This is a genomic window from Rhodoblastus acidophilus (genome assembly GCF_009720655.1).
GTDB lineage: Bacteria > Pseudomonadota > Alphaproteobacteria > Rhizobiales > Beijerinckiaceae > Rhodoblastus > Rhodoblastus acidophilus_A.
The window spans coordinates 109,370-130,179 of the sequence record NZ_WNKS01000007.1 but is presented as its reverse complement, the minus strand read 5'-3'; the positions used below and the strand labels follow the sequence as shown (position 1 = coordinate 130,179).

Below are 20,810 nucleotides of genomic sequence, written 5' to 3'. Positions count from 1 at the left end.
TGCTCCTATTGACCTTGCGGGGGTTGAACGGCGGCCTGATCCGGCGATGCCGGGGCCGGGTTGTTGGGGTCGGCCTGCGCTTGCTGCTGCTGCGCGGCCTGCTGTTCTGCCTGGGCGGCTTGCGCCTGTTGCGCCTGCTGCGCCGCCTTGGCCTGTTCCATCATCGCTTCTTCCTCCTGCTCGGTGCGGCCTTTGAAGCCCGCCTCGTGCAAGATGCCGTCGGCAATCGGAACCGTGTGCGGCTGCGAAATGGCGACAATCGCCGCTTCGAGAGCCTGAATTTGCGACTGGACATTCTGCCCCGCGATGGCGGCGAGGATTTTCTGAATGTCCGCGCCGGCCTTCTGCGCCTGGGCGGCCTTGAGAGCCGCGCCGGCCTGCTTCTCGGCAAGCTCCGCCTGAACCATGGCCTTCTGCATGGCCTGCTGCTCGGCCTGCATCTTCGCCTTCGCCACGTCCTCTTTCGTCGGCTCGGTCTGATCGGGGTCGCGCATACCCGTCTGCTGTCGGATGCGGTTGACGATTTCCTCGCGGTTCGGAATGTCCATGGCTTCCACGAGAAGGTCGAGCGTGACGAGCGCGATTTGCGGCGCGACCGGCGCAAGCTGCTTCAAGAGGTCGAGCAATTCCGCCGTCTGCGCCTGCCGGATCGACATGCGCCAATCGTCCTCGGAAATCACGAAGTCGGCCTTGGTGCGGATGATGTCGTTCTCGGGCAGGCCGTCGTTCACGGTCACATAGTCGGGCGTGCCGCGCATGTTCGTGATGCGGAACGACTTCTGATCGGTGAAGAACTGCTCGATCATGGAGAGCATCTTTTCGCCGTGGATTTGGTTGGCGAGCCGGAGGTTGTCGAACAGGCCAGCCGTGGCGAGGGAGCCCTGATTTTGGCGCGCTTGGATCGCAATGCCTGACGTGGCGTTGGTCTTGCGACCCATGTTCTCGTCGGTCACGCCGCTCGCCGACTGGATCATCTCAATGGACTTGGACATGAGTTCCAGATGGGCCGGCGCAAGCTCGCGGTCGGCCTCAATGGTCAGTTCATGTCCCTTGCGCTTGACGATGATGGCGTCGGGCCGGCTCACTTCCTCGGCGAACTCGTCCACGTCGGGAACCGCGCCCTCGTCCATGATGGTCTTGGACGTGTTCAGGATATGCAGGGCCTTCGACGCGCGCTTGTTCACGTCCTCCTGCACGTTGCGCAAGCCCCGGATGACGCCATAGGGCAGGCCGTTCTTGCCGCGCTTGTTCGCCCAAATCGGGGTGAACGGGAAATCGTTGTGGCGGTACGGGCTCTGCGAGGCGAACAGGAGGCCGTTCACGGTGAAGATGGCGACGTGCATCCGCATCATGACGGTGTTGACGACGACGCTGTGCCCGTTCGCCACGGCCTCGGAATGGGCGGCGTGGTCGCGGTCGTAAATCTGGCCGCCGAAGTCTCCGCCCCGGAGCTTCTGGACGTTGGCCGGCGCGCGATACCAGCACTCAATCAGGCGCACGCGCTGGCGCTTATAGGCGAAGTCCTGGCGGTCGCTGCGATAGACGCCGTTCTCCACTTCCATGCTGTCCATGGCGCTGTCGCCGTGGGCCGCGTCGATGATGAAGCGGTCGCCTTCCACGGCGGCGCGGTCGAGCAAGCCCTTGCGCTTGGGGAACATCGCCTTGGAAATGTCGAGGTCCACCCACTTGGAACGCATGATGTAGCGGGCGTCGGACAGGTCGCGCTCGGTGGCGGCGCTGTCCCAAAGCATGTTGCGCCAGCTTTCATACCGCTCATAGACCGGCTCGCCGTCGCTCTCGTCCTGCAACCCGACTTCGAGCCAGCCGACGCCAACCTTCACGGCGTCCTCGAACGCGAGCGACTTGTTGAACGGCGTGCGGTTCACGTCCGAGAGGTATTTCAAAAGCTGCGTCTTGCGCTCCGCCGCCTTGCCTGCATCCTTCCGCCTGGGCAGAATTTTGAAGTCCGTGCGGCTGCGCTTCTCGGTGCCGATGATCCAGTTCAGCGTAGGCGCGATGACGTTGTAAACGATGGGCTGCTGACCGCGCTCCTTGAGCGTGCGCGCGTCAAGCTCGTCCCATTGCTCGTTGTCGTAGAACTCCTCGTCCTTCTCCTGCTCCGCGCGGTTGTCCTCCTGGCGGCGGATTTCGCGGATATAGAAGGCCATGAGAAGCTGGAACAGGTTGATGCTGTCCTGATCGTCCAGCTTGTTCGGCTTCTGCCGCACGGCTTCCTGGGCCGTCGGGAGGCGGTCAATCGCGCTGTCCTTGATGACAGTCGCGTTGCGCATATCGAACGGCGAGGCGTCGATGTTGTCGTCAGGAAGCGGCATTGGCGACAATCTCCCGTTCGGTGGTCTTGCCGGTGTTGCGGTTCGTCACGAAGGCGTCTGCGACGACGATCTTTTCCGCCGGCTTGGGCGGCATACGGATCAAGTCGCCGATGAAGTCGCGGATGATGCTCGTCACCTTCACGATGGACTGCACGGACGGCGAGAGCCCGAGCAAGGCGGCGAACTGCTTGGAGGTCCGTGCGCAATGCGCGCCGTCGCCCGTCCGCTCGTCCCAAGCCCAAATCGAAGTGAGCGGGACGACGCACGGGACCATGCGGGCGTCGCCGAGCTTCATGGTCGGCGTCAGCACCATGGCCGGGCGGCTCTGCTTCCCGAACCACGTCAGGAACACGGTCACGTCGCCGACGCGATAGCGGGCGTGATATTGCGTGAGGTCGAGCGCGTGGCTCGCGAGGTCGGCTTCTTCGGTCATGCTGCCATAGCTCCTTTGGTCCGGCGCTTCGGGCGCGTGCCTGCCGACATGGCCGGCGGTCGATAGCCCTGGGCGAATTGGCGGAAGGCGTCCGCGCCTTCGGAATGTTCGTCGTGGCGCGGCGTCGGCTTCCAGGCGGCGAGCCGCGTGTTCCATTCCTTGCGGTAGAGGGACAGGTGAGCGATGCCGGCGGCGCACGCGGTTTCATCGAACCAGCACGAGGCGAAGGCGTCGCGGGTTAGCTGAATGCCGTGCAGGATTTCATCGACGCGCGGAACAATCTCGTACTGCCAGCCGGGCGTCAGTCCGCGCAGCATGTCGATGGGGGCGGCGACGACAAGACCTTGCTGGCGCTTGTGCTCGGCGTCGTGCGGCAGATAGTGCGTGCCCCACACGTAGCCGAGTTTTTGAAGCTCGCTGACGAAATAGCCGTAGGGCTCGCCCCATCCTTCGATGAAGCCAATGAAGCGGTCTTCGAGCCCGACGCGCTGATGCAGCCAAATGGCCGTGCCGTCGCTGGCTCCGATGTCCCAAAACGTGTTGACCGGAACGCCCGGCGTGTACGGCACTTTGCCGATGCGGCCTTGCTTGCGGGCGGTCGCCAACTGGACGGCGTAATAGGTGCCCTGCGTGCTGATCTTGAACGCCTCGTCCGGCGTGCTCGGGTATTCCTGCCACATCTTCTGTTCGTCGCCGGCAAAGTCGGCGTCGCGCGTGGCGACGTACCAAGCGCGCTGGAACAGGCTGATCTTCTTCCCAAGCTCCGCCTCGATCTGGCGAAAATACTCGTGGTCCTTCTTGGTGATGACGACGCCCTCGAAGTCGATGGCGTACTCGGGGGCGTCGTGCCACGCGAAGAAGTGGAACCGATAGTCGCGCGGGTTCAGGTCGCGGTCTTGCTCGCCAATCGCCCTGGCCTTCTGGACCATGGCGAAGAACTCGCCCTCCTGGCCTTCGGCGGTGCTCTCGATCACGGCCACGCCGTCGATGGGAACGGCCTGCAACGAGCCGGTCACGACTTCGGCGGCCTTGTCGGGGAACTTCGCGCAAATCTTGCCGAACTCACTCACATGCAGCCGGTGAATGGTGCCGGAACGGAGCGAGGTCGCGACGCGGATTGAACTGTTGTTGTGGGCGAACAGAAGCTCGCTCGCGCTCTCGCGCGCCAGCGGCATGGCGACGCGCAGCACTTCCGGCAGGCGCGAGTAGGCGAAGCGCACCTTGTCGCGGAAGATGACTTCGGCGCTCTCGCGATCCTGGGCGACGATGCCGCAACGCTGGTCGGCGTTGAACAGGGCGTGGTCGAGCCAGAGGATTGCAATTAGCGTCGTGAAGCCAAGCTGCCGGGCTTTGAGAATGATGTTCCGGTGCCACATGCAGCGCATCATCTTGCGCTGGTGGCGGTTCGGCTTGAAGGGGACGGCTGCGGCCTCGCCGTTCGTCGCCTTCGTCATGATCCAATAAAGCTGCCCGCTGCACACGCGCCAAAGCGGATCGCGCAGAGCTTGCATAAGCTCCGCGTCGTCCTTCGGCACGAAATCCAGCGAGACAGCCATTAGGCTTCCTCCGCCTCGGCGCGCTCAAGCGCCTCGTCGTCGTCCAGGCTGACATGGACGTACCGATCAAACGGACGCCCGCCGGGCAGGCGAAGGGTGAGGACGCGATAGTCGTGGAAGCTGCTCGGCTCCATCGTCATTGCGACTTGACCGCTCGCCAGTTCCTTCATCGCGTCGAAGGTCGATTTCTTCGGGTACTCGAAGTGGCGATAGAGCTTGCCTTGGAATGCGACGCACCTTCCGTCGAGCGGCCCACCCATGCAGGAGACGACGCGCTTGGTCATGCGCGCCTCTCGATCAAATCGACGGACACGCCAGCCAGAGCCAGCACGGAGCCGGCGGCGGCGAAGCTGTCGGCCCAACGCTCGGGCGTCGCGTCAGCCAGCACGACGACGCGGACAATGCCGGCCTGCACGATGGAGGCGGCGCAGCAGGCGCAGGGATGGAAGGTCGTGTAGATCGTCGCGCCGCGCACGGGCTCGTTGGCCGTGAGGATGGCGTTCATTTCCGCATGGACGGTGTAGGCGTACTTCGTCGCCCGATCCAACAGCCATTCCTCGGCGTCTGGAACGCCACGCGGGAAGCCGTTGAAGCCGACGCTGCACACGGTCTTGTCCGGTCGGACGATGACAGCGCCAACCTTCGTGCTCGGGTCTTTCGACCACGAGGCGACAAGCTCGGCCATGTCGAGAAAGCGACGGTCCCATTTCTCGGTGACGGTCATTCGCCGGCCCTCGCGATGCGGAGCACCTTGCGCCCGTAGGCGGTGCAACGAGGCTTGGCGAAGACGCCGCGATTGTAGAGGGCGAGCCCGGCGCAACCGGCTCCGCCGCGCGAGATTGCCTGACGCAGATAGCGCATGGACAAGTCGGCGTTGACGACGGGATGCAGCAAGCCGTTGCACGCGCCGCGATAGCCGAGCCCGCGCGCCGTCTGGCACTTGATCTGGCCCAAGCCGATGGCGTGCGAGTTCCGGGCGTGCGGGTTGAAGCCGCTCTCGGTCATAATGACAGCGCGGGCCAGATGGCGCGGGACGCCATGCCGAGCGGCGGCCTGATCGACAACGGACGAGAGCGAGCCGCCGGCATGAGCCGGCGTCGCCATGATGAGAGCGAGAGCGAACAGGCGCTTCATTCGCCCACCTTCGCGATAGCCACGCAGAGGGCTTGCGCCGCATGGAAAAGGTCTTGGCGCTTCGGCTCGGCCACTCCGGCCTTCTTTGCCCGTTCGAGCAAGCGGGCGATGCCGATTGAAACCCAAGCGCCGTCTGACTTGACGGCCTTGTTCGGGTCGGCGGTGCTTTCATCCTCGTGGGCGAGAAGGCTTTTCAGGCGATAGCCTTCGAGCGCCCAAATCTTTTCGCGCGCCTGGGCGAACGCCAGCTTCTTGCCGATTTCCGCGTCATAGTTATCGGGCGAGGCGCACGCGCTTTCGCCGGTCACTGTGAAGCCGTTCCAGAGCGTGATCACGCAGATGGTCAGCGTGCGCAGTTGAAAGTAATCGGCGGTGACGATGATCGCGTCGATCTGATCGGGCGTGACGCGCGGGGAGGTCTTGCCCTTGGCGATGATTTCCGCCTCGCAGGCGGCCTCGTCGTATTTGGTCGGCTGTTCCATCTGTGCTGGCTCCTTGGCCTTGGGCTCGGGCTCGATGTTGATCCCGGCCTTCTTGAAGGGGTCGAGCATGATGGCTTGCGCCCAAGCGTCGATTGATGCCTTCGTGTAGAAGACCTTCGCGCCCGGCTTCACGAAGACCGGCCCGGTGCCGGCTTGGTGGGCTTCCGCGAGAACGGACGCGCCGCCGAAACCCCATTTGTCATGGAGATATTTGCCGGCCTGCGTTCTGGTCAGGAATTGCTCTTGCATCGTCGTGCCTTTCACTCGGGGGAATGTGGCGGGCGCTGCTGGCCCGCCGTTGGGAATTGTCAGGCGGTCGCGCCTTCGATCACGTCGTAGAGGGTGTGGCCCTTCACGAGGTCGAGCACGTCGCTGCGCGGGACGCGGTGCGCCTTGCCTTCGCGATCCACCAAGAGGAAGCCGACGCCGCCGGTGAGAGCGTCGCGCGTGGCTTCATTCACAGCGTCTTCGGCGGAGTGCTTCTTGGCCTGCCCGACTTGGTAGGTCATCCACTCGGCGTAGCGGCCAGCCTCGGGGGCCATGTCGCCTTCCTGAACGAGCGTCACGCTGGTCACGCCGTAGTTCTCGCCGTTCGGGCTGAACACGGCGAGGTTCACCATGCGGTCGTGCCAGACGTAGGCGATGAGCGCAGCGTGCGTCTGCGGATCGTTGGCCGGCTCGCCTGCCGGCGCGTGGGGCGGCGTGTACCAAACGACGCGGCCAACGGTGGGCTTAATCATGCGGATGCTCCTTGGTGTTGAAGGCGGTTGAGGTCGAGAAGGTCGCCGAGGTCAGAGCGGGCGACGCCTGCGCGCCAATGGCGCTCGTTCTTGTCGAGCCATTCGCTGATCGCGATGGCCTCGCCGATCCAAGAGCGGTCGATGCTGTCGTGGATCATCCATTCGCGACCGAACACGTAGCGCCAGCGATAGCGCCGGTTGGCCGCGTCGCGGATCGGGATGCGCTGGCCGTTGTCCGGCCCGCCGAGGCACAGCACCTTGCGGCTGCATCTGGCGTCGGCGACCTGGGCGTCGCCGACTTTCGCGGTGAGGCGGTCGTAGTCGCACGCGACCATTTCAGCGCCTCGTGACTTTGCGCTCGATGGCGTCTTCAAGCTCGTCCAGTTCGGCCTGGGCGCGAGCCTTGACGGATTTCAGTTTCGCCTCGGCGCTGTCGCGCAGCGTCACGAGCCGGTCGATGTCATTCATGATGAGGGCTTTGACGACGCAAATGTGCGTCCAGGCTTCGACCACGAGTTCGGTCGTGAGGATGCGCGCGCCATGGACGAGGCCCATGATTGGCGCGAGGGCGACGGCGGCCATGTGGGCGACGCTGGCATAGGCGACGACGACGGCGTGCGGGACGCAGAAAATCGCAAACCAGGCAGTCCCGAAGCCAATCGCTTTGACGCGAGGCCAGCCCGGCATTTTGGGCGCGTGAATGGCCGCGATGTGCGATCCGATCCCGACGACGATCAACGGGACGGCGATAGCTGCGAGGAAAATCAGGAAGGTGACGAGGGAGTGCATGTCGGCCTCTCAAATGCGGCGACGCGCGGCGCAGGGCACATGCCAAGCTCGCGCGTCGTGGGTCGGTTGGGGGTTCGCCATGCGCTCACTCATTCTCGCCCGGAGGCGGCAGGCGTGCGGGCGCAAGCGGAAGGGCGGTGCCTTGGATCGCCTGCAACAGAATGTGGATCGGGTTGGCGGCGTCGCCGGCCTGCTTGGGCTCGAAGCCGCAGAGCTTGGCGATGCGATCATCAATCGCGCGCTTGTCGTGGAATGTGACTTCCGGGCCGTTCTTGCCCATCTTGACCGACTTCACCATGTCGGCCTCGTCCTGGGTGAGCGTGTCGAAGTCGGCGACGACGATCTGCGTGTAGCCGAGCCCTCGGCACGACTTGCACTCGCAATCGGGATGCTCGGGCTTGTTGTCGAGCCCGTCGTGGCAATCGCCGCACGGAAACGTCTTGAAGCGCGCGATGCGACGTAGATCGACATTGCGGAGCGCAACGAGGTCGCGAACCATTTTCTCGCGGTTGATCTTCGTCGCCGCTGCGAGTGCGCTTTCCTCGCGCTCTATCGCGTCCTGAACCTTAAGGTTTTTCAACAGGGCGGAAGCCAGCTGCCCGGCTGTTGCGGCGCTGTAGCCTGCGCGCAAAGCCGCCTGAGTTGCATTGCGATCAACGAGATACTCGCGGACGAATGCAGCTTGGCGGCTGTTCAACTGGCGTTCGGGTTTCGGCTCGGCCATGGCTCGATTTCAGGGAAAAGTTCAAATCCTCTCGAATGATTAGCCTTCGGATTTAATCCGGTCAAGGTTTCCGAGCGTTTTCCGATAAACGCCCTAAGAATAGGGCAGGGCTCCGAAGGTCGAGAAACAATAATTAATATTCGATACTCCGTAGGCATATGTTTTCCCGAAAGTGGGGTTATCAGTATATGTAATAGCGTCTCGCGGGCAGAATTTAATTATTGTTTTTATCTATAAGGGAACGCCTTAAGTGACTGAATTTGATACGTTTTATGCCAATACTAATTACCGAAGTCGCCATTAAAGGTTTACAAATCCGAGCTTGAAATCGGCCCATTTCCGTGAAACTCTTAATGGGCAATCCGAATTATGATCGGCAATTATCCATAGGACGAAAGGCGAACACGCGATGCTAAAACCGAAAGCCGCCCGGTCGGGACGGCCTCTAAAGTTCGGCGAGAAGATGACTGCCCGCTCCCTCACGCTCCCCCCGGCGCTGGTCGAGCGGGTGCAGGGCTGGATGGAGCGTGCGAGCGTGCCTATCGAGGCGGATGCGCTTCGCAAGCTGATTGTGATCGGGCTCGAAACCACGGACGGCGACGCACGCAACACGGATCGGAAGCGGGCTCTCTTGCGCCTGGGGGCTCAGGAAATCACGGTTCTCCAAGCTCTCCGCGCTGCCGCGATCATTCACACGGACGCCGCTTGGGTTGCCGTCTTCCTGCCGGCGGTGCTGGTCCCTCCGCAGTTCGACGGCGAGATGGTCGAGCAATGCCTTGGTCGCCTTGAGCGTGCTGGCCTGTTCCGTCGGGAGGGTGAGCGGTTCGCCTGGGTGGAAACCAGCACTCGGGTTGAGTGATCGGTTTTCCATCGGATTTCCTTGACCACAATCGGATTGTGTCCTAAAGATAGGGCGTGGCTTCCCCCGGCCATGGAAAGGCAATCCGAAATGACCAAGCTTCTCAACAAGTACCGCGTGTCTCGGTCCTACGACGATGCGCGCCGCCTCGCGAACTATGACGCCAAGCACCCCTTCGCCGCCTGCATCCTTTCCCCCGAGGATGCGGCGCTGCTCGCCGAGGCCAACAAGCTGGTCCGCGTCTCGCGCGCGGCCTGATCCTCCGGGGCGGCCTCCGGGCCGCTCCTTCCCCCGAACGAAAGGCAACTCCCATGAAAAAGCTGACCAAAGCCCAACAGGAAGAATTGGCGAAGCACCTTGAGGCGCTTCGCGCGGCTGACGAGTTCATTTCCGGCCTCGCCGACGCCATGAACGACTACGAAGGCGAGCGTTCCGAGAAGTGGTCCAACAGCGACGCGGGCGCGGCCTATGTGGAATGGCGCGAGGGCTATGAGGCGGTTCAGAGCACCCTGCAAGACCTGATCGGCGACGTTGAGGGCTTGGAGCCCGAGCCCAACAAGTGACGCGCCTGGGCGGGCCTCACGGCTCGCCCTTCCCCTCATCGAAAGGTTCCCCCATGTCCAAGCTTCCCTATGTCGATAACGTCGCCGTCTCGATCTATGGCGCCAGCGGTTGCGAATACTCGCTGTCCTGCGAGCACGACGGAGCGCGCTATCACGTCTGGCTCGATGACAAATGCAACCCGGTCGCGGCAGGCGTCGAGCCGGTGCCGTTCCTCTACAAGAACCCGCTGCACGCCGTCGGGCGCGAGGATGAGAACTGGTTCCCCACTCGCCGGCTCGGCGTCCATACGGCGTTCGGCAAGTCCATGTGGGAGGCCATGTTCGGCGCGGCCTGCATCAACAACCTGTTCAACAAGGCGCACGAGGCGGAAATCGCCGCCCGCGAACGGGTCGCCCGCGCCGAGACTGACTTGCGCCGGCTGAGCGCAAAACAGAAAGCCGGCCCGGCTCTCTACGACGCGCTCAAGAAGCTGACGGATTGGGCGCGCGACTTCACGAGCCCGCGCGATCCGAACAGCCCGCATGAAATCCTGATCGAAGCCACGGCGGCGCTCGAACAGGCCAAAGCGTTTCTCGCCGCCTCGCATTAGGAGCAACCCACCATGGCAAACCTGAAAGAACTGGCCGAAAGTCGCTCGGCCCTTCTCAACTTCGATCCGCGCAAGATCGCGCATAAGGACGGCCTGAACGCCCGCGACCTGACGACGGTCGAGGCGCGCGACCATATCGACTTCCTCAAGGCGTCGATCCGCGAGAACGGCTTCTATCAGAACAGCCCTTTGGAAATCTTTTCCGAGGGCGAAATCGTCTATGTGTCGGACGGCCATTGCCGCCACACGGCGGTTATGGAGTTGATCGCCGAGGGCGTGGAAATCGCCACGGTGCCGTGCGTGCCCGAGGGCAAAGGCGTCAACGACGTTGACCGCATCCTCCGCCAGAACATCAGCAACAGCGGCAAGCGCCTCACGCCCCTCGAAGAAGGCTACAACATCAAGCGGGCGCTCGGCTTCGGCCTGACGCTCGCCGAAATCGCGCGCAGGATCGGCAAGAGCCCGTCCTATGTCTCGAAGCTGGTCGAGTTCCAGGCCGCGCCCGCCGAGGTTCATCAGATGGTCAAGGAAGGCAAGGTCTCGGCGACGCTGGCCGCCGAGACGATGCGCGAGAACCCCGAGCACGGCGCGGACGCGCTCAAGGAGGCGGTCGCGAAGGCGTCGGACGAGGGCAAGGCCAAGGTCACGAAGAAGGACGTGGAGCCCCGCCGCAAGCCGATCAACCGCGACGAACTGATTTCCGTCCTGAATGTCTGCGCCAACGCGCTGCGCCACTCTCACGCCTCGATTGCCGAGCGCGTGGATGCCCTACTCGAAACGATGGAGTGAGGCATGTTTGAAGAATTTGACATAGAATACAGCACAGGGAAGTTTGTTTCCGACCTAACGAATGTCGCTGAATGTGATAATGCTATGGATGAGCTTTTGCTTATTTGTTCATCCATAGAAGAACAGCTTAAGCAGGCTAAATACAACGCCCGCTTCGGCAATCAGGTAGATACTGATTGGGAAAGGCGAACAATATCGGCCCTAAAAATTAAAAGACTAGCTCGGCAACAAGTATCTGTCATTCGCGGAAGGATGGCAAAGAGCGAGCGAAAAAATGCTCAGGAATCAATAGACAGAAAACTGCTTGAAACGATCAAGAAGTTTTTTCCAAAAGAGTTTTTCAGGGCAGTTGAAATCATGAAATCGGAGAACTAGTCATGTTCGTGGTCGAAGCTTTCAATTCCGGCAAGTGGGAGAAGGTCCACAGGCCATTTGTGACGCGGGACATGGCGCAGCGCCACGCCGACGGGATCGACTATTCCGGCGGTATCGCGCGCGTGGTCGATGAGCGCCCGGCAGGGGCGCATCAGGTCAAGGGCTTCTATGTGAGCTTCCGCGACGGCTGCAAGACTGCCCTGGCGTTCGGCCCGTTCCCGTCCCACCGCGAGGCGCTTGACGCCGTGAAGGCGGTTGCTGACCGGCTCTACGAGTTGAAGCCGGAAAGCCATTTCTGGTCGCGCGGCACGGCCAGCCAACAGGCTGACGATTGGGGCCTGCTCCCGGTCGGCAAGCTCAATGGCGATCCGTCGCTTTCGCATATCTCTCTCGCACGCAACTGAGGCTGGCATGTCCGACTTTCACAACACCATGGAAGAACTCCGCGCCCTGCTCGGGACGCAGGAGGTCACGGAACTCATGCAGGACATTCGCGAGAACGGCGTCGTCCGCGACTTCGCCAAGCGGCTGGATCGGCTCTTGCTCCCAATCCAGACGTGCCGCGACGACGGCGCGATCATCGGCGCGCTCATGGAACTGGCTGACCACGCGGCCAGCGCGGCGGCGTCGATGGACGCCAAATACCGCATGGAGGGCTCGCTCCGCCCGGCGCTGTTGCAGCGCATCGGCGACGTGTTCGACAAGGCGCATGTGGGCTTCGCCGGCTTGGTCGAGAGAAGCGAACGCGCGGCCTGAGCATCGGATTTGTTCCGATTTCCGATTGTCAAAACCGAAACCGCGTCCTAAGAATAGGGCGCGGTTTTTCTTTCCCCCCATGAAGCCGCAGAAAGGCAAATCCCATGGATCGCAAGAAGATGATCGAGCGCGTTCGCGCGCTGCTCGCCAAGACGACGGACAACGGCTGTTCGGAAGCCGAGGCGCTATCCGCCGCTGCCAAGGCGCAAGCTTTGATGGACGAGCACGACATTGCGCAAGGCGATTTGCGCGAGCCGACGCAGTTCAGCATGTTCCAGCGCGCGAAGGCGAAGCGCGACCAAGTGGTGAAGAACCTCGCGGTCGTGGTCGGCAAGTTTTACGGCTGCAAGGTGACGACGAACGAGAAAGGCGACGTGACGCTGTTCGGTCGCGATTGCGATGTTGTCATGGCTGAATGGCTGCTCGATACGCTCGTCGCCCACGTCAAGCGCGAGTTGAAGGCGCACTTTGCGAGCCTCAAGCAGAACAATCCGGCTTATCTCAAAATCAGGGGCGTGCGGACGCGCGAGCGCAACGGCTTTGTGCTCGGCGCGGTCTATCGGATCGAAGCGCGTTTGCGCGAACTGACGCCTGCGCCGACGCCCGCCCGCAACGCCCTGGTGGCGACGAACACGGCGCTGGTGAACGCCGGCTTCGCCGACTGGCTTAAGGACCGGGGCTCGAAGTTGAAGCAGGGCCGCGCTTCCAATGTCGGCGCGTTCAATTGGGCCATAGACGCAGGAACGGAAGCCGGGGATCGCGCCAGCTTCGCCCGCCCGGTCGGCCATGCCAGTGGCTCCATGATGATCGGGAGGGGCGCATGATGGGCGAACCGATCCTTGATCGGCTGAACAAGATCAGTGCCGCAATCGACGCCCTGGCGGATGATCCGGGGCCGGAGCCGGAAAGCTCGAACGCTGTCCGCGCCGGCCTGCTCGCCGAGGCGGACCGGTTGAAGGCGCTCGCCAACGCTGCGTCCGATTTGCAGCGCGAGCGCAACGCTTACAAGGCCGCCTGCGAGCGTGCGGGCGTCTGCATGACGTGCGTAGTGCAAGCGCCCGAGCCCTATGGTTGCTCGGACTGCCTCAACACTGGATGGGCGCAGGGCGAGCCGGTCGCGCCGTTGGCGCGGCGCGCAGCGGCCAGCGATGGCCTACTCGAAGCGTTGCGGATGGTTCGCTCCGACTTCGGCTATTGCCTGCCGCCGGACACGCTCAAGGAAATCGACGCGGCTATCGCCAAAGCCGGGTCGCTCGCATGAGCCTCGCCCTGTTCATCGCCTTCATTGCCTGCGTCCTATGGGGCGCGGGCGCTCACGCGGAAACCTTCATGGAGCCCTACGATGGCTAAGGTGCTTTTCCACTATAACCCAGACGAGGCAGGCCAATTGCATTGCGATGCCTGCGGCTACGACCTGCCCGAGCCCCAACCCTTCACGGAAGCCCTGATCGGCACGCCCTGCCCGAAGTGCGGCGCGGACATGCTGACGGAGAGCGACTTCAACGCGACCATGAAGCTGTTCCGCTCGGTCGATTTCTTCAACCGCTGGCTCGGCCCGATCTTCGGTCGCGAGGTCACGCCCGAGAGCGTCGCCAGCACGAACCGGCTCCGTGTCAAAATCCACGACGACACGATGACCATTAAGCGGCAGGGCGCGGCCAATGTCTGACCGCTACATTTCACACTTCCCGAAGCCCGACGGCCTGCCGCGCGAGCTTTTGGAGATCCTGGCGGAAGAATGCGCCGAGGTCGTGCAGCGCGTCACGAAGGCGCTGCGGTTCGGCCTTGACGAGAGCCAGCCGGGCCAGCCGTTCACCAACGCGGCGCGGATCGGTCACGAGGTCGGCGACGTTCTCGCCACGCTCGAACGGCTCCAAGACATAAACGTGCTCCGCCGCGCCGACGTGGCGCACGGGGTCGAGAGCAAGCGCCGCCAGCTTTTGATATTCCTCCAGAACGAGCCGGTCACAGAGAGGGTTTGAGCATGTTCATTTATACCGACGATGGAGAGTACATAAATGCCGATTTCATCGTGTCGGCCAAAAAGCGCGGGAACGACGGCGACTTCATCGTAACGATGACCAACGAAGTCATCCATAATGTGAGTGATTTTAATTACATTGCAGAGCGCAGCATCCGCGACGGCGTGTTTAATGTCATAGGGACAAACACGACGCTTCTAATAGTAGAAATGAAGGGAGACTATAGCGGAGTGAGCGAGAGCCATCAGACTGTCGTGGCTATCGAGATTATGGATGATGAGCCCGTGCGGGCGCTTACACCAAGCGGATGGTATGAACTCGGCAACAATAAAGATTGCCGCATCGCGATTGTCGATAATCGCGGGATGGCCTACATGCATGGCCCGCGCGTTCCGGTACACATCTTCATCGAAGACGCGATCAAAAGCCTAAACGATGAGATAGCCAAAGCGAAGGACCGCGAGTAATGACCACTGTCGCCGCGCAAATCGCAGAACTCGGCAAGCTCATGTACGGCTCGCATTGGCAGACGGACCTTGCGCGCGACATTGGCCTTGATGCCCGGAAGGTCCGCTACTGGTTGAGCGGCCAGCGCGAGCCCGGCCCCGCCGATCTGAACAAGGTCAGGACGCAGGCGCGAAGGCGGCTCGCCGCTCTCGCCCTGGCGCTGGAATGAAGAAGGCCCCGGTCACTCCGGGGCTTTTTCATTGCGCACGTACCAGCGCACAGCCTTGTCGAAGATGAACCACGCGGCGAGGATGATCGCAATCGGAATGCCGATCTGCATGAACAGCCCTATGCCGGATGCGATGATGAGCGCGCACAGCGCCCACCAGCCCAGCTTCTTTAATGCAGCAACAATCATTCCAGCCTCCCCGCCGGCATGATCGCGCATTCTGGTTTCCCAAGCGTAAATTATGCGGCTTGGAAGTTGAGCTTTTCGGGAACGAGCCGGTAGATTGCCGGCTTCGGGCCGCGCGTCTTCTTGAGCGACGACATGGACTTTTTCTTTTCGTCGCTCAGTTCCTCAACCTGTCCGGCGTCGATCATCATCGTTATGAGGTTGTCGAAGTCGTTCTTGCGCATGATGTTGTTCAGCTTCGAGAGCAACTGGCTCCGGGTCGCGATCATGTCGGGGAAGCCGGACATGGCGCGCTTGATCCGGTTCGCGTTCTCTTGGTTCTCGTTCTCGGCCATGAACCGGACAGCCTGCGACGCCGTGCGGTCAGCACACCAGCTCAGGAGTCCGGTCGCCCATTGCACGGCCTCATAGGTGACGCGCGGAGCGTCGATGTTCTCGGCGAGCGCGTAGATGGTGGCGACGCGAAGGGCGTTCTCGGCGGCGCGCGCCAGCAACGGTGACAGCGCCTCGAACTCGCTGCCGGCGAAGCGGCTTTGGATCGTGGCGGCGTAATCGTCCCAAAGCTTTTCCGTCTCGCGGCTGTCCCAAGGAACGACTAACGGCGGATCGTTGAAGCCGGGGTCGCGCACGTTGGCGTCCCACCCGTTCATCCGGCTCCTGCCGCCGCCGTAGATTTTCGCCAGCCACATCATCACATGATCCGGCGCGCAATTGATTTCGTCCTCGGTGAGCGTCGGCGTGCGGCGCTTGACGACGGGAAGCTCGAACATGATCCAGCGATTGAGGAAGCCGGACGTGATCGCGTCGGTTCCGAGCGCGCCCCAAAACTTGTCCGGCGTGGAAACGCCCATGCAGTTGAAGGCGGGATTGAACACGGTCACGGACGGGCGAGAAGCATAGCGTGGCGTGATAAGCGGCTCGAACGACTTGCTCCACGCCTTTGTCATTGACGCTTCAACGCCTTTCTCGAAGCTGCTTGCGCGCTTGTTGAGAATGCGCCCGAAGAACATTCCGATTTCATCTATCTGGCTCAGGCAAAGCGGCGTCTCCGAAATCGAGTTCATGAGCGCGGTTTGCGACATGGGCTCGTCAAAAACGAACTGGCCCATGTCGAAAGCGATCATGAGCTTTAGGGTTGACGACAAGACGCGATCCTTGCCGCATCCAGAGGGGCCAATGCCGGCGGTGTAGAGGTGCAGGGCGGCGCGCGTCGGCCCGGCCCACACTCGCCCGGAGAAGGTCGCCACGGTCGCCAGTGCGGACATGAGCCCGCCCACGCGCGAGGGATGCTGCGCGCCGGCCATGACCCATTCGACAAGATCGTTGAGCACTCCGGGCACGCGCGCCAAGTGCTCGGGCATGGTGCTGTCGCCGTCCGCGCCGTTCGCGCCGGTCTTTTCGGACAGGACTTCGCCAGTCTCGGTGTCGATCCATGTCCCGTCCTCGGCTTGATGGACGCGGCGCGGCTCGGGCCTGCCTGACTTGTCTTCCCATCCGAGGCTTTCGGGCGTGACGGACAGTTGCTCGCATAGCCAGCGCGCGGCGCTCGTCGGATCGGGATGCCCGCCCCATTCCATCGCGAGGTTGATCGGCGTGCGCTTGCCTTGGTTGGCGTCGCCCATGTCGGCCACGCCGAAGTCCACAATGCCTTCTGCCGTGATCGAAATGTCTTCTTCCAGGGAGCGCCCGAGCGACTTGCTCGAAACACGCCAGCCGGTGCCGGAACGCTTCGCCTGGGGGAACAGGGCTTGCACCCAGCGCCCGAGTTCGGCGCACGCCTTGTCGTTCACGTTGCGGAAATAGTTGCCGCCGGCCACGGCTGCGGGCTTGGGCGCGTTCTTGAGCCAGCCGACGTATTCGCCGCGCCTGCGCTTCGCCTCGTCCTCCATGCGCTGCCTGCGCGTGAAGACGATGTACGGCGGTTCGTCCTCCTGTTCCAGCTTGCGCGCCTCGCGGGCCTCGCCTACAACCTTCTCCGCTTCACCGCGGAACTGCTCCACGCGCGCGAGCACGGCCTGAATGGTGCGCGGTGCCGGGTTGATTTCCTCGGGAGCGCCTTCGACGTGATAGCCGGTCACGGTCAGGAACCGCTTGTTCCCGTAAAGCTCCACGCGCGCCGGGTCGCATTTGGTCGCGTGTTCCACCTTGCCACGGATGAAGAACCGCAAGCCCTTCTTGGACGGCGAGATTTCGCAGTAGGTTTCGCCGAGGGCGACGATTTCCGCCGCCCAATCCTCAATCACGCCATCGTCGGAAATGCACTTGTCGAGGTCGAGCCCGGAAAAGCCGTCCGTCTCGTTCAGCACATAGCCGACGCCTGCGAGGCCACGCTTCACCGCGCCGTCATAGCACTTCTTGAACGACGCCCAGGTGCGCGCCTCGTTCGTCATGGCGTTCGCGCCATTGTTGGCGTTGACCGGGATTTTGGTCAGATGCACGGGCTTGCCGGGCACTTCGATGCGCTTGTAGCGCCACATTACCCACTGGTCGTGAGTGGCGAGTTCTTGGAGCGCCGGCAAGCCGATGCTCGCGTCGCGAAAGGTTGAGAGCTTGTCCATGGATCAGAACGGCGGGTCGTAGGATTGCAGACGGGAGGCGAGTTCGTCACCAAACGCTTTGACGAGGGTTTGGCAGAAATCCAGGTATTCCCACGTTTCAAGCTCGGCGAGGTCGGTCTTGCCGAACTTATCATCGAGCCTTTGCCCCGCCTTGTTGCCGGCGGCTTCGAGAGCCTGCTTCTCGTAAATGTCGAACTCAGCTTGGGGCATTGCGGCGGCCTTTCGTCCAAGCGGGATATGGTCGTTGCATGACCAAATGATGCGGTTGTGGCGGTTCGGGACCGGGAAACCCGCGCCCTCGTCACGGCGGAGGCAACAGAAGCACACGCCGCCGTCGCTCGGTCGTTTCATGTCTGTAAAGCGAAGTCTGGCCATGTGCGCGCCTCAAAAGGGGATTTCGTCATAGATGACGATTTGTCCGGTGCCGAGCCGTTCGAGGCTGTATTGCCCGAGCAACTGGTTCGCCTTCACATGCGCAAGGTGTTGCTCCTGCGGAGTGCAGCCGTTCTCGATGGTCTTCGCGAAAAGCGCCTCGATTTTCGGGATAACCTTCTTCTGGTCCTCGGTCATGCCCGCCGTGGGATCGGCTGGTTTCTTGCCCCAGGAGAAATAGTCGTCGGGGCGCTTTTTGTACGCGCCGCCGAACGGCCCGTCGGCGTTGTGTTCCCATCCGCCCGCGCCCGCGAACGGGTCGGGCTTCTCCTGCACGACGCGCGGATGACCGATCCACGGGCCGGGCTCGAACTCCATGGACAGAATGTCATGATACTTGCCGTTCTTGCGCACGCTGATACCGACGCACTCGCCAATCTCCGCGTCGAACCGCTCAAGCGCCTCGGCAATGGTCGAGGGGGCCGGCGTGTTGCCGCCCATGCCCTTCCACCACATGCGCGCCTCGTGGCCCATGCGCCCGCCGTGCTCGAAGCAGAGCCACTTTGAATAGCTCTTGTTCCAAGTCTCGAAGGTGAGCCGGAACGTGTCGAGCGAGCCCGGCTTCTTGTGCCGGCGCACCCTGACCGACTGAACCTTTATCATCTGCGGCTTCACGGCCTCGGTCGAGAGGATCGCGGTTTCTTCCGCCTCCGGCTTGTGCGGCGCGACTTCCGGCGGCCACTCGTACCCGCAAACGACGCACGATTTCGCACCGATCGCATTGTACTCGCGGCACGCAGGACACACCTTCGCGCGAACCGTGTCCTCCTTTTCCTCGTCGGTCTTTTCCTTCTTGCCCTTGGCTCCGCCCTGGCGCTGCGGCGCGACTGCATCGACGGGACCGTGGCGTGTGACGTTGCCGGCGAAGTCGAGAATGAGCGCGTCGAGCTTGCCGGACGCGAGACGGAACGCGCGCCCTACCATTTGCACATAGAGGCCCGTGGAGAGCGTCGGACGCAGGAGAGCAACCAAGTCCACATGCGGGGCGTTGAAGCCAGTGGTGAGCACGCCCACGCTCGTCAGACAGCGAATTTTCTTCGCCTTGTAGTCGCGGATGATCCGGTCGCGAACGCCCTTCGGCGTCTCGCCCGTGACCGTCTCGCAAGTGATGCCCTGCTTGCGGACTTCGGCCATAACGTCGGCGGCGTGCTCAACGCCGGTGCAGAAGATCAACCAGCCCTCGCGGTGCTCGCCGTGCTCGCAAATCTCGCCGACGGCGCTTTCGATAATCGTGGGGATGCGGGCTCGCGCGTCCATTTCGGACTGGATGAACTCGCCGCCGCGCTTGTGCAGGCCCTTCGTGTCGATCTGCGCCAGCGTCGCCTTGGAAATCAGCTTCGAGAGATAGCCCTGCTCGATGAGGTCGCGGACGTTGGCCTCGTAAACGATGGCGTCGAACATGCCGCCCTTGCCGTCGAGGCGTCCGCTATCGAGGCGGTACGGCGTCGCGGTCAGCCCGACAAGGCGCATGTCTGGCACAGCCTCAAGGCAATCGGCGATGAAGCGCCCGTACATGGTGTCGGAGTTCTTGGGGATCAGGTGCGCCTCGTCCACCAAGAGCACGTCGAACTTTCCAAGCTGCTGCACCTTCCGGTGAACCGACTGGATGCCCATGAACATGATCTTGCTGCGGAGGTCGCGCCGGCCCACGCCTGCCGAATAGATGCCGATTGGAGCCGACGGCCAGAGGCGCAAAATCTCCTGCGCGTTTTGCTCCACCAGTTCTTTGACGTGGGTGACGATGCCAATCCGCATCGACGGCCAGTTCTGCAAAAGCTCCTGACAGATTTTCGCGAGCACGAGCGACTTGCCAGCGCCGGTCGGTAGAACCAACAGACCATTGCCGCCGTCCGCGCCCCAATAGTTGAAAAGCGCGTCGATGCTCTCTTGCTGGTAGGGCCGAAGCTTCACTTGCATCCTCCGTCCACGAACCGCTTGCCGCCAACGAGATAGGTCACGGTGTTGGCGTCCATGTCCGCGTCGATCTGTTCGCCGGGTACGAGGTCCGGCAAGAAAATGTGTTGGGCGCAACCGGCGCGCTGGTCTTTCGCGGTCAGGTCGCACTTGTGATAGGCGCAGGACCAGCGGCCATCGCCATCCATTTCAGGCGTGGCATGAAGACAGGTCCGGCAGTTGCGCCGCGCCCATCCGCCATGGTGGCAGACGCGCAGGGCGGGACACCAATCGCAGGCATAGGCCGCCCGGCTCGTGACGTGCTCGTGGGCGCGCTCGGGCGCGCGGTCGCTGGTGATGATGCGCTCGGCCTTCGCCAACAGCGTCAGGGCGCACAGGCCGTCGTACTCGATCCGCTCGGCGTAAAGCTCGTCCGTGTCCTTGCAATGCGCGAGATAGAGCGCGCGGGTCAGCCCTTCCTCGTGCATGTAGGTTTGCATCTGCGCGAAGTGCTCGAACTTCGCGACTTCGACTGCATCGCGTTTTAGCTTCTTGAAGCTGTCCAGATTGTGCGTCTTGAACTCGCCAACGTGCGGGGTCTTGGGCGCTTCCTTCACGCCGAGCAACACGCTGTCCATGTGGCCTTTGAAGTGGCCGCCGAGGTCGGAAAAGCCGATCTGCTTCCCGTCCTCGCCACGGTCCCACACTTGCACGCCGCTCGCGCGCAAGTCCTCGATCATGCGGGCTTCCTCGCGGTGCCCGGTGGCGAACAGGCGGAGCATCCGCCCGTCGAAATCCTCAGGCTGGCACGCCCAACGGAAGCCGTACCAAAGCTGGCGTTCGCATTCCTTCCCGATGATGGAAGCGCCGAGATACGTCCGTTCTTCCTCGTCCCGTTTATAGGTCTTGAGGATCGCTTCGACCGTCGGCATTTGGAAACCAAGCTCGGCGCGGCGCATG

The 20,810-nt window shown here is 62.6% G+C and carries 30 protein-coding genes; 14 read left to right on the top strand and 16 right to left on the bottom strand.

The genetic code is table 11. The annotated features are described in order from the left end of the window. Positions 1–5 precede the first annotated feature (5 nt). The 11 genes from GJ654_RS10370 to GJ654_RS10320 all read right to left on the bottom strand — a co-directional run bounded on the left by GJ654_RS10370 (position 6) and on the right by GJ654_RS10320 (position 8,191). Positions 6–2,333: a hypothetical protein gene (locus tag GJ654_RS10370; protein ID WP_155446083.1), complete on the bottom strand. Its 2,328-nt coding sequence runs from the start codon at positions 2,331–2,333 to the stop codon at positions 6–8. Further along, complete coding sequence (locus GJ654_RS10365) at positions 2,320–2,766, bottom strand: hypothetical protein (protein WP_155446082.1); 447 nt, start codon at positions 2,764–2,766, stop codon at positions 2,320–2,322. Before GJ654_RS10365 ends, GJ654_RS10370 begins: the two co-directional genes overlap by 14 nt. After that, a complete protein-coding gene (locus GJ654_RS10360) occupies positions 2,763–4,322 on the bottom strand; it encodes a terminase (RefSeq protein ID WP_155446081.1) in 1,560 nt (519 codons plus the stop codon). The genes GJ654_RS10365 and GJ654_RS10360 overlap by 4 nt, the downstream gene beginning before the upstream one ends. Next, positions 4,322–4,606 (bottom strand): hypothetical protein, encoded by a 285-nt coding sequence (locus GJ654_RS10355; RefSeq protein WP_155446080.1) that lies wholly within the window; start codon positions 4,604–4,606, stop codon positions 4,322–4,324. The genes GJ654_RS10360 and GJ654_RS10355 overlap by 1 nt, the downstream gene beginning before the upstream one ends. Then, positions 4,603–5,046, bottom strand: coding sequence for a deoxycytidylate deaminase (locus tag GJ654_RS10350; protein ID WP_155446079.1), 444 nt, complete (start codon positions 5,044–5,046; stop codon positions 4,603–4,605). Before GJ654_RS10350 ends, GJ654_RS10355 begins: the two co-directional genes overlap by 4 nt. Then, the gene (locus GJ654_RS10345; protein WP_155446078.1) at positions 5,043–5,456 is read right to left on the bottom strand and encodes a transglycosylase SLT domain-containing protein; all 414 of its coding nucleotides are present in this window, start codon (positions 5,454–5,456) and stop codon (positions 5,043–5,045) included. Before GJ654_RS10345 ends, GJ654_RS10350 begins: the two co-directional genes overlap by 4 nt. Then, positions 5,453–6,187 (bottom strand): Gp49 family protein, encoded by a 735-nt coding sequence (locus tag GJ654_RS10340; RefSeq protein ID WP_246664685.1) that lies wholly within the window; start codon positions 6,185–6,187, stop codon positions 5,453–5,455. Before GJ654_RS10340 ends, GJ654_RS10345 begins: the two co-directional genes overlap by 4 nt. A gap of 59 nt (positions 6,188–6,246) precedes the next feature. Next, entirely contained in the window at positions 6,247–6,678 is a 432-nt protein-coding gene (locus tag GJ654_RS10335) for a hypothetical protein (protein ID WP_155446077.1), read from the bottom strand. Next, positions 6,675–7,013: a hypothetical protein gene (locus tag GJ654_RS10330; protein ID WP_155446076.1), complete on the bottom strand. Its 339-nt coding sequence runs from the start codon at positions 7,011–7,013 to the stop codon at positions 6,675–6,677. Before GJ654_RS10330 ends, GJ654_RS10335 begins: the two co-directional genes overlap by 4 nt. A 1-nt stretch (position 7,014) precedes the next feature. Continuing rightward, positions 7,015–7,467, bottom strand: coding sequence for a hypothetical protein (locus tag GJ654_RS10325; RefSeq protein ID WP_155446075.1), 453 nt, complete (start codon positions 7,465–7,467; stop codon positions 7,015–7,017). Positions 7,468–7,552: 85 nt separating this feature from the next. Further along, on the bottom strand, positions 7,553–8,191 hold the full coding sequence (locus GJ654_RS10320; protein WP_155446074.1) for a terminase small subunit: 639 nt from the start codon (positions 8,189–8,191) through the stop codon (positions 7,553–7,555). 463 nt (positions 8,192–8,654) lie between these two features. Here GJ654_RS10320 and GJ654_RS10315 point away from each other — a divergent pair, with 463 nt between their 5' ends. The 14 genes from GJ654_RS10315 (at position 8,655) to GJ654_RS10250 (ending at position 14,781) form a co-directional block, all read left to right on the top strand. Then, positions 8,655–9,050 (top strand): hypothetical protein, encoded by a 396-nt coding sequence (locus tag GJ654_RS10315; RefSeq protein WP_155446073.1) that lies wholly within the window; start codon positions 8,655–8,657, stop codon positions 9,048–9,050. A 90-nt stretch (positions 9,051–9,140) separates the two neighbouring features. Continuing rightward, a complete protein-coding gene (locus tag GJ654_RS10310) occupies positions 9,141–9,308 on the top strand; it encodes a hypothetical protein (protein ID WP_155446072.1) in 168 nt (55 codons plus the stop codon). A 53-nt stretch (positions 9,309–9,361) separates the two neighbouring features. After that, positions 9,362–9,613 carry a hypothetical protein gene (locus GJ654_RS10305; RefSeq protein WP_155446071.1) on the top strand — a complete coding sequence of 84 codons (252 nt, stop codon included), beginning with the start codon at positions 9,362–9,364 and terminating at the stop codon, positions 9,611–9,613. 53 nt (positions 9,614–9,666) lie between these two features. After that, positions 9,667–10,203 carry a hypothetical protein gene (locus GJ654_RS10300; protein WP_155446070.1) on the top strand — a complete coding sequence of 179 codons (537 nt, stop codon included), beginning with the start codon at positions 9,667–9,669 and terminating at the stop codon, positions 10,201–10,203. Between the two features lie 12 nt (positions 10,204–10,215). Beyond that, positions 10,216–10,992, top strand: a complete 777-nt coding sequence (locus GJ654_RS10295) for a ParB/RepB/Spo0J family partition protein (RefSeq protein WP_155446069.1) — start codon at positions 10,216–10,218, stop codon at positions 10,990–10,992. Between the two features lie 3 nt (positions 10,993–10,995). Continuing rightward, on the top strand, positions 10,996–11,367 hold the full coding sequence (locus GJ654_RS10290) for a hypothetical protein (protein ID WP_155446068.1): 372 nt from the start codon (positions 10,996–10,998) through the stop codon (positions 11,365–11,367). 2 nt (positions 11,368–11,369) lie between these two features. Next, a complete protein-coding gene (locus tag GJ654_RS10285; RefSeq protein ID WP_155446067.1) occupies positions 11,370–11,771 on the top strand; it encodes a hypothetical protein in 402 nt (133 codons plus the stop codon). Between the two features lie 7 nt (positions 11,772–11,778). After that, complete coding sequence (locus tag GJ654_RS10280; RefSeq protein ID WP_155446066.1) at positions 11,779–12,123, top strand: hypothetical protein; 345 nt, start codon at positions 11,779–11,781, stop codon at positions 12,121–12,123. A gap of 104 nt (positions 12,124–12,227) precedes the next feature. Beyond that, positions 12,228–12,947: a DUF7168 domain-containing protein gene (locus GJ654_RS10275; protein WP_155446065.1), complete on the top strand. Its 720-nt coding sequence runs from the start codon at positions 12,228–12,230 to the stop codon at positions 12,945–12,947. Further along, entirely contained in the window at positions 12,944–13,384 is a 441-nt protein-coding gene (locus GJ654_RS10270) for a hypothetical protein (protein ID WP_155446064.1), read from the top strand. Before GJ654_RS10275 ends, GJ654_RS10270 begins: the two co-directional genes overlap by 4 nt. An 81-nt stretch (positions 13,385–13,465) precedes the next feature. Further along, positions 13,466–13,792, top strand: a complete 327-nt coding sequence (locus tag GJ654_RS10265; protein WP_155446063.1) for a hypothetical protein — start codon at positions 13,466–13,468, stop codon at positions 13,790–13,792. Further along, positions 13,785–14,105: a MazG nucleotide pyrophosphohydrolase domain-containing protein gene (locus GJ654_RS10260; RefSeq protein ID WP_155446062.1), complete on the top strand. Its 321-nt coding sequence runs from the start codon at positions 13,785–13,787 to the stop codon at positions 14,103–14,105. The genes GJ654_RS10265 and GJ654_RS10260 overlap by 8 nt, the downstream gene beginning before the upstream one ends. A gap of 2 nt (positions 14,106–14,107) precedes the next feature. Further along, positions 14,108–14,572: a hypothetical protein gene (locus GJ654_RS10255; protein ID WP_155446061.1), complete on the top strand. Its 465-nt coding sequence runs from the start codon at positions 14,108–14,110 to the stop codon at positions 14,570–14,572. Further along, the gene (locus GJ654_RS10250) at positions 14,572–14,781 is read left to right on the top strand and encodes a hypothetical protein (protein WP_155446060.1); all 210 of its coding nucleotides are present in this window, start codon (positions 14,572–14,574) and stop codon (positions 14,779–14,781) included. The genes GJ654_RS10255 and GJ654_RS10250 overlap by 1 nt, the downstream gene beginning before the upstream one ends. A 12-nt stretch (positions 14,782–14,793) precedes the next feature. On the opposite strand, the gene GJ654_RS10245 is transcribed toward GJ654_RS10250, so the two are convergent. From GJ654_RS10245 to GJ654_RS10225, 5 genes are read right to left on the bottom strand one after another with little or no spacing between them, the layout of a single operon-like run. Beyond that, a complete protein-coding gene (locus GJ654_RS10245; protein ID WP_155446059.1) occupies positions 14,794–15,000 on the bottom strand; it encodes a hypothetical protein in 207 nt (68 codons plus the stop codon). A gap of 20 nt (positions 15,001–15,020) precedes the next feature. Then, positions 15,021–17,525, bottom strand: a complete 2,505-nt coding sequence (locus GJ654_RS10240; RefSeq protein ID WP_155446058.1) for a DUF3987 domain-containing protein — start codon at positions 17,523–17,525, stop codon at positions 15,021–15,023. Positions 17,526–17,528: 3 nt separating this feature from the next. After that, positions 17,529–17,900 (bottom strand): hypothetical protein, encoded by a 372-nt coding sequence (locus GJ654_RS10235; protein ID WP_155446057.1) that lies wholly within the window; start codon positions 17,898–17,900, stop codon positions 17,529–17,531. 9 nt (positions 17,901–17,909) lie between these two features. Next, positions 17,910–19,868: a DEAD/DEAH box helicase gene (locus GJ654_RS10230; RefSeq protein ID WP_196305503.1), complete on the bottom strand. Its 1,959-nt coding sequence runs from the start codon at positions 19,866–19,868 to the stop codon at positions 17,910–17,912. Next, positions 19,865–20,809 carry an oxidoreductase gene (locus GJ654_RS10225; protein WP_210350820.1) on the bottom strand — a complete coding sequence of 315 codons (945 nt, stop codon included), beginning with the start codon at positions 20,807–20,809 and terminating at the stop codon, positions 19,865–19,867. Before GJ654_RS10225 ends, GJ654_RS10230 begins: the two co-directional genes overlap by 4 nt. Between the last annotated feature and the right edge of the window lies 1 nt (position 20,810).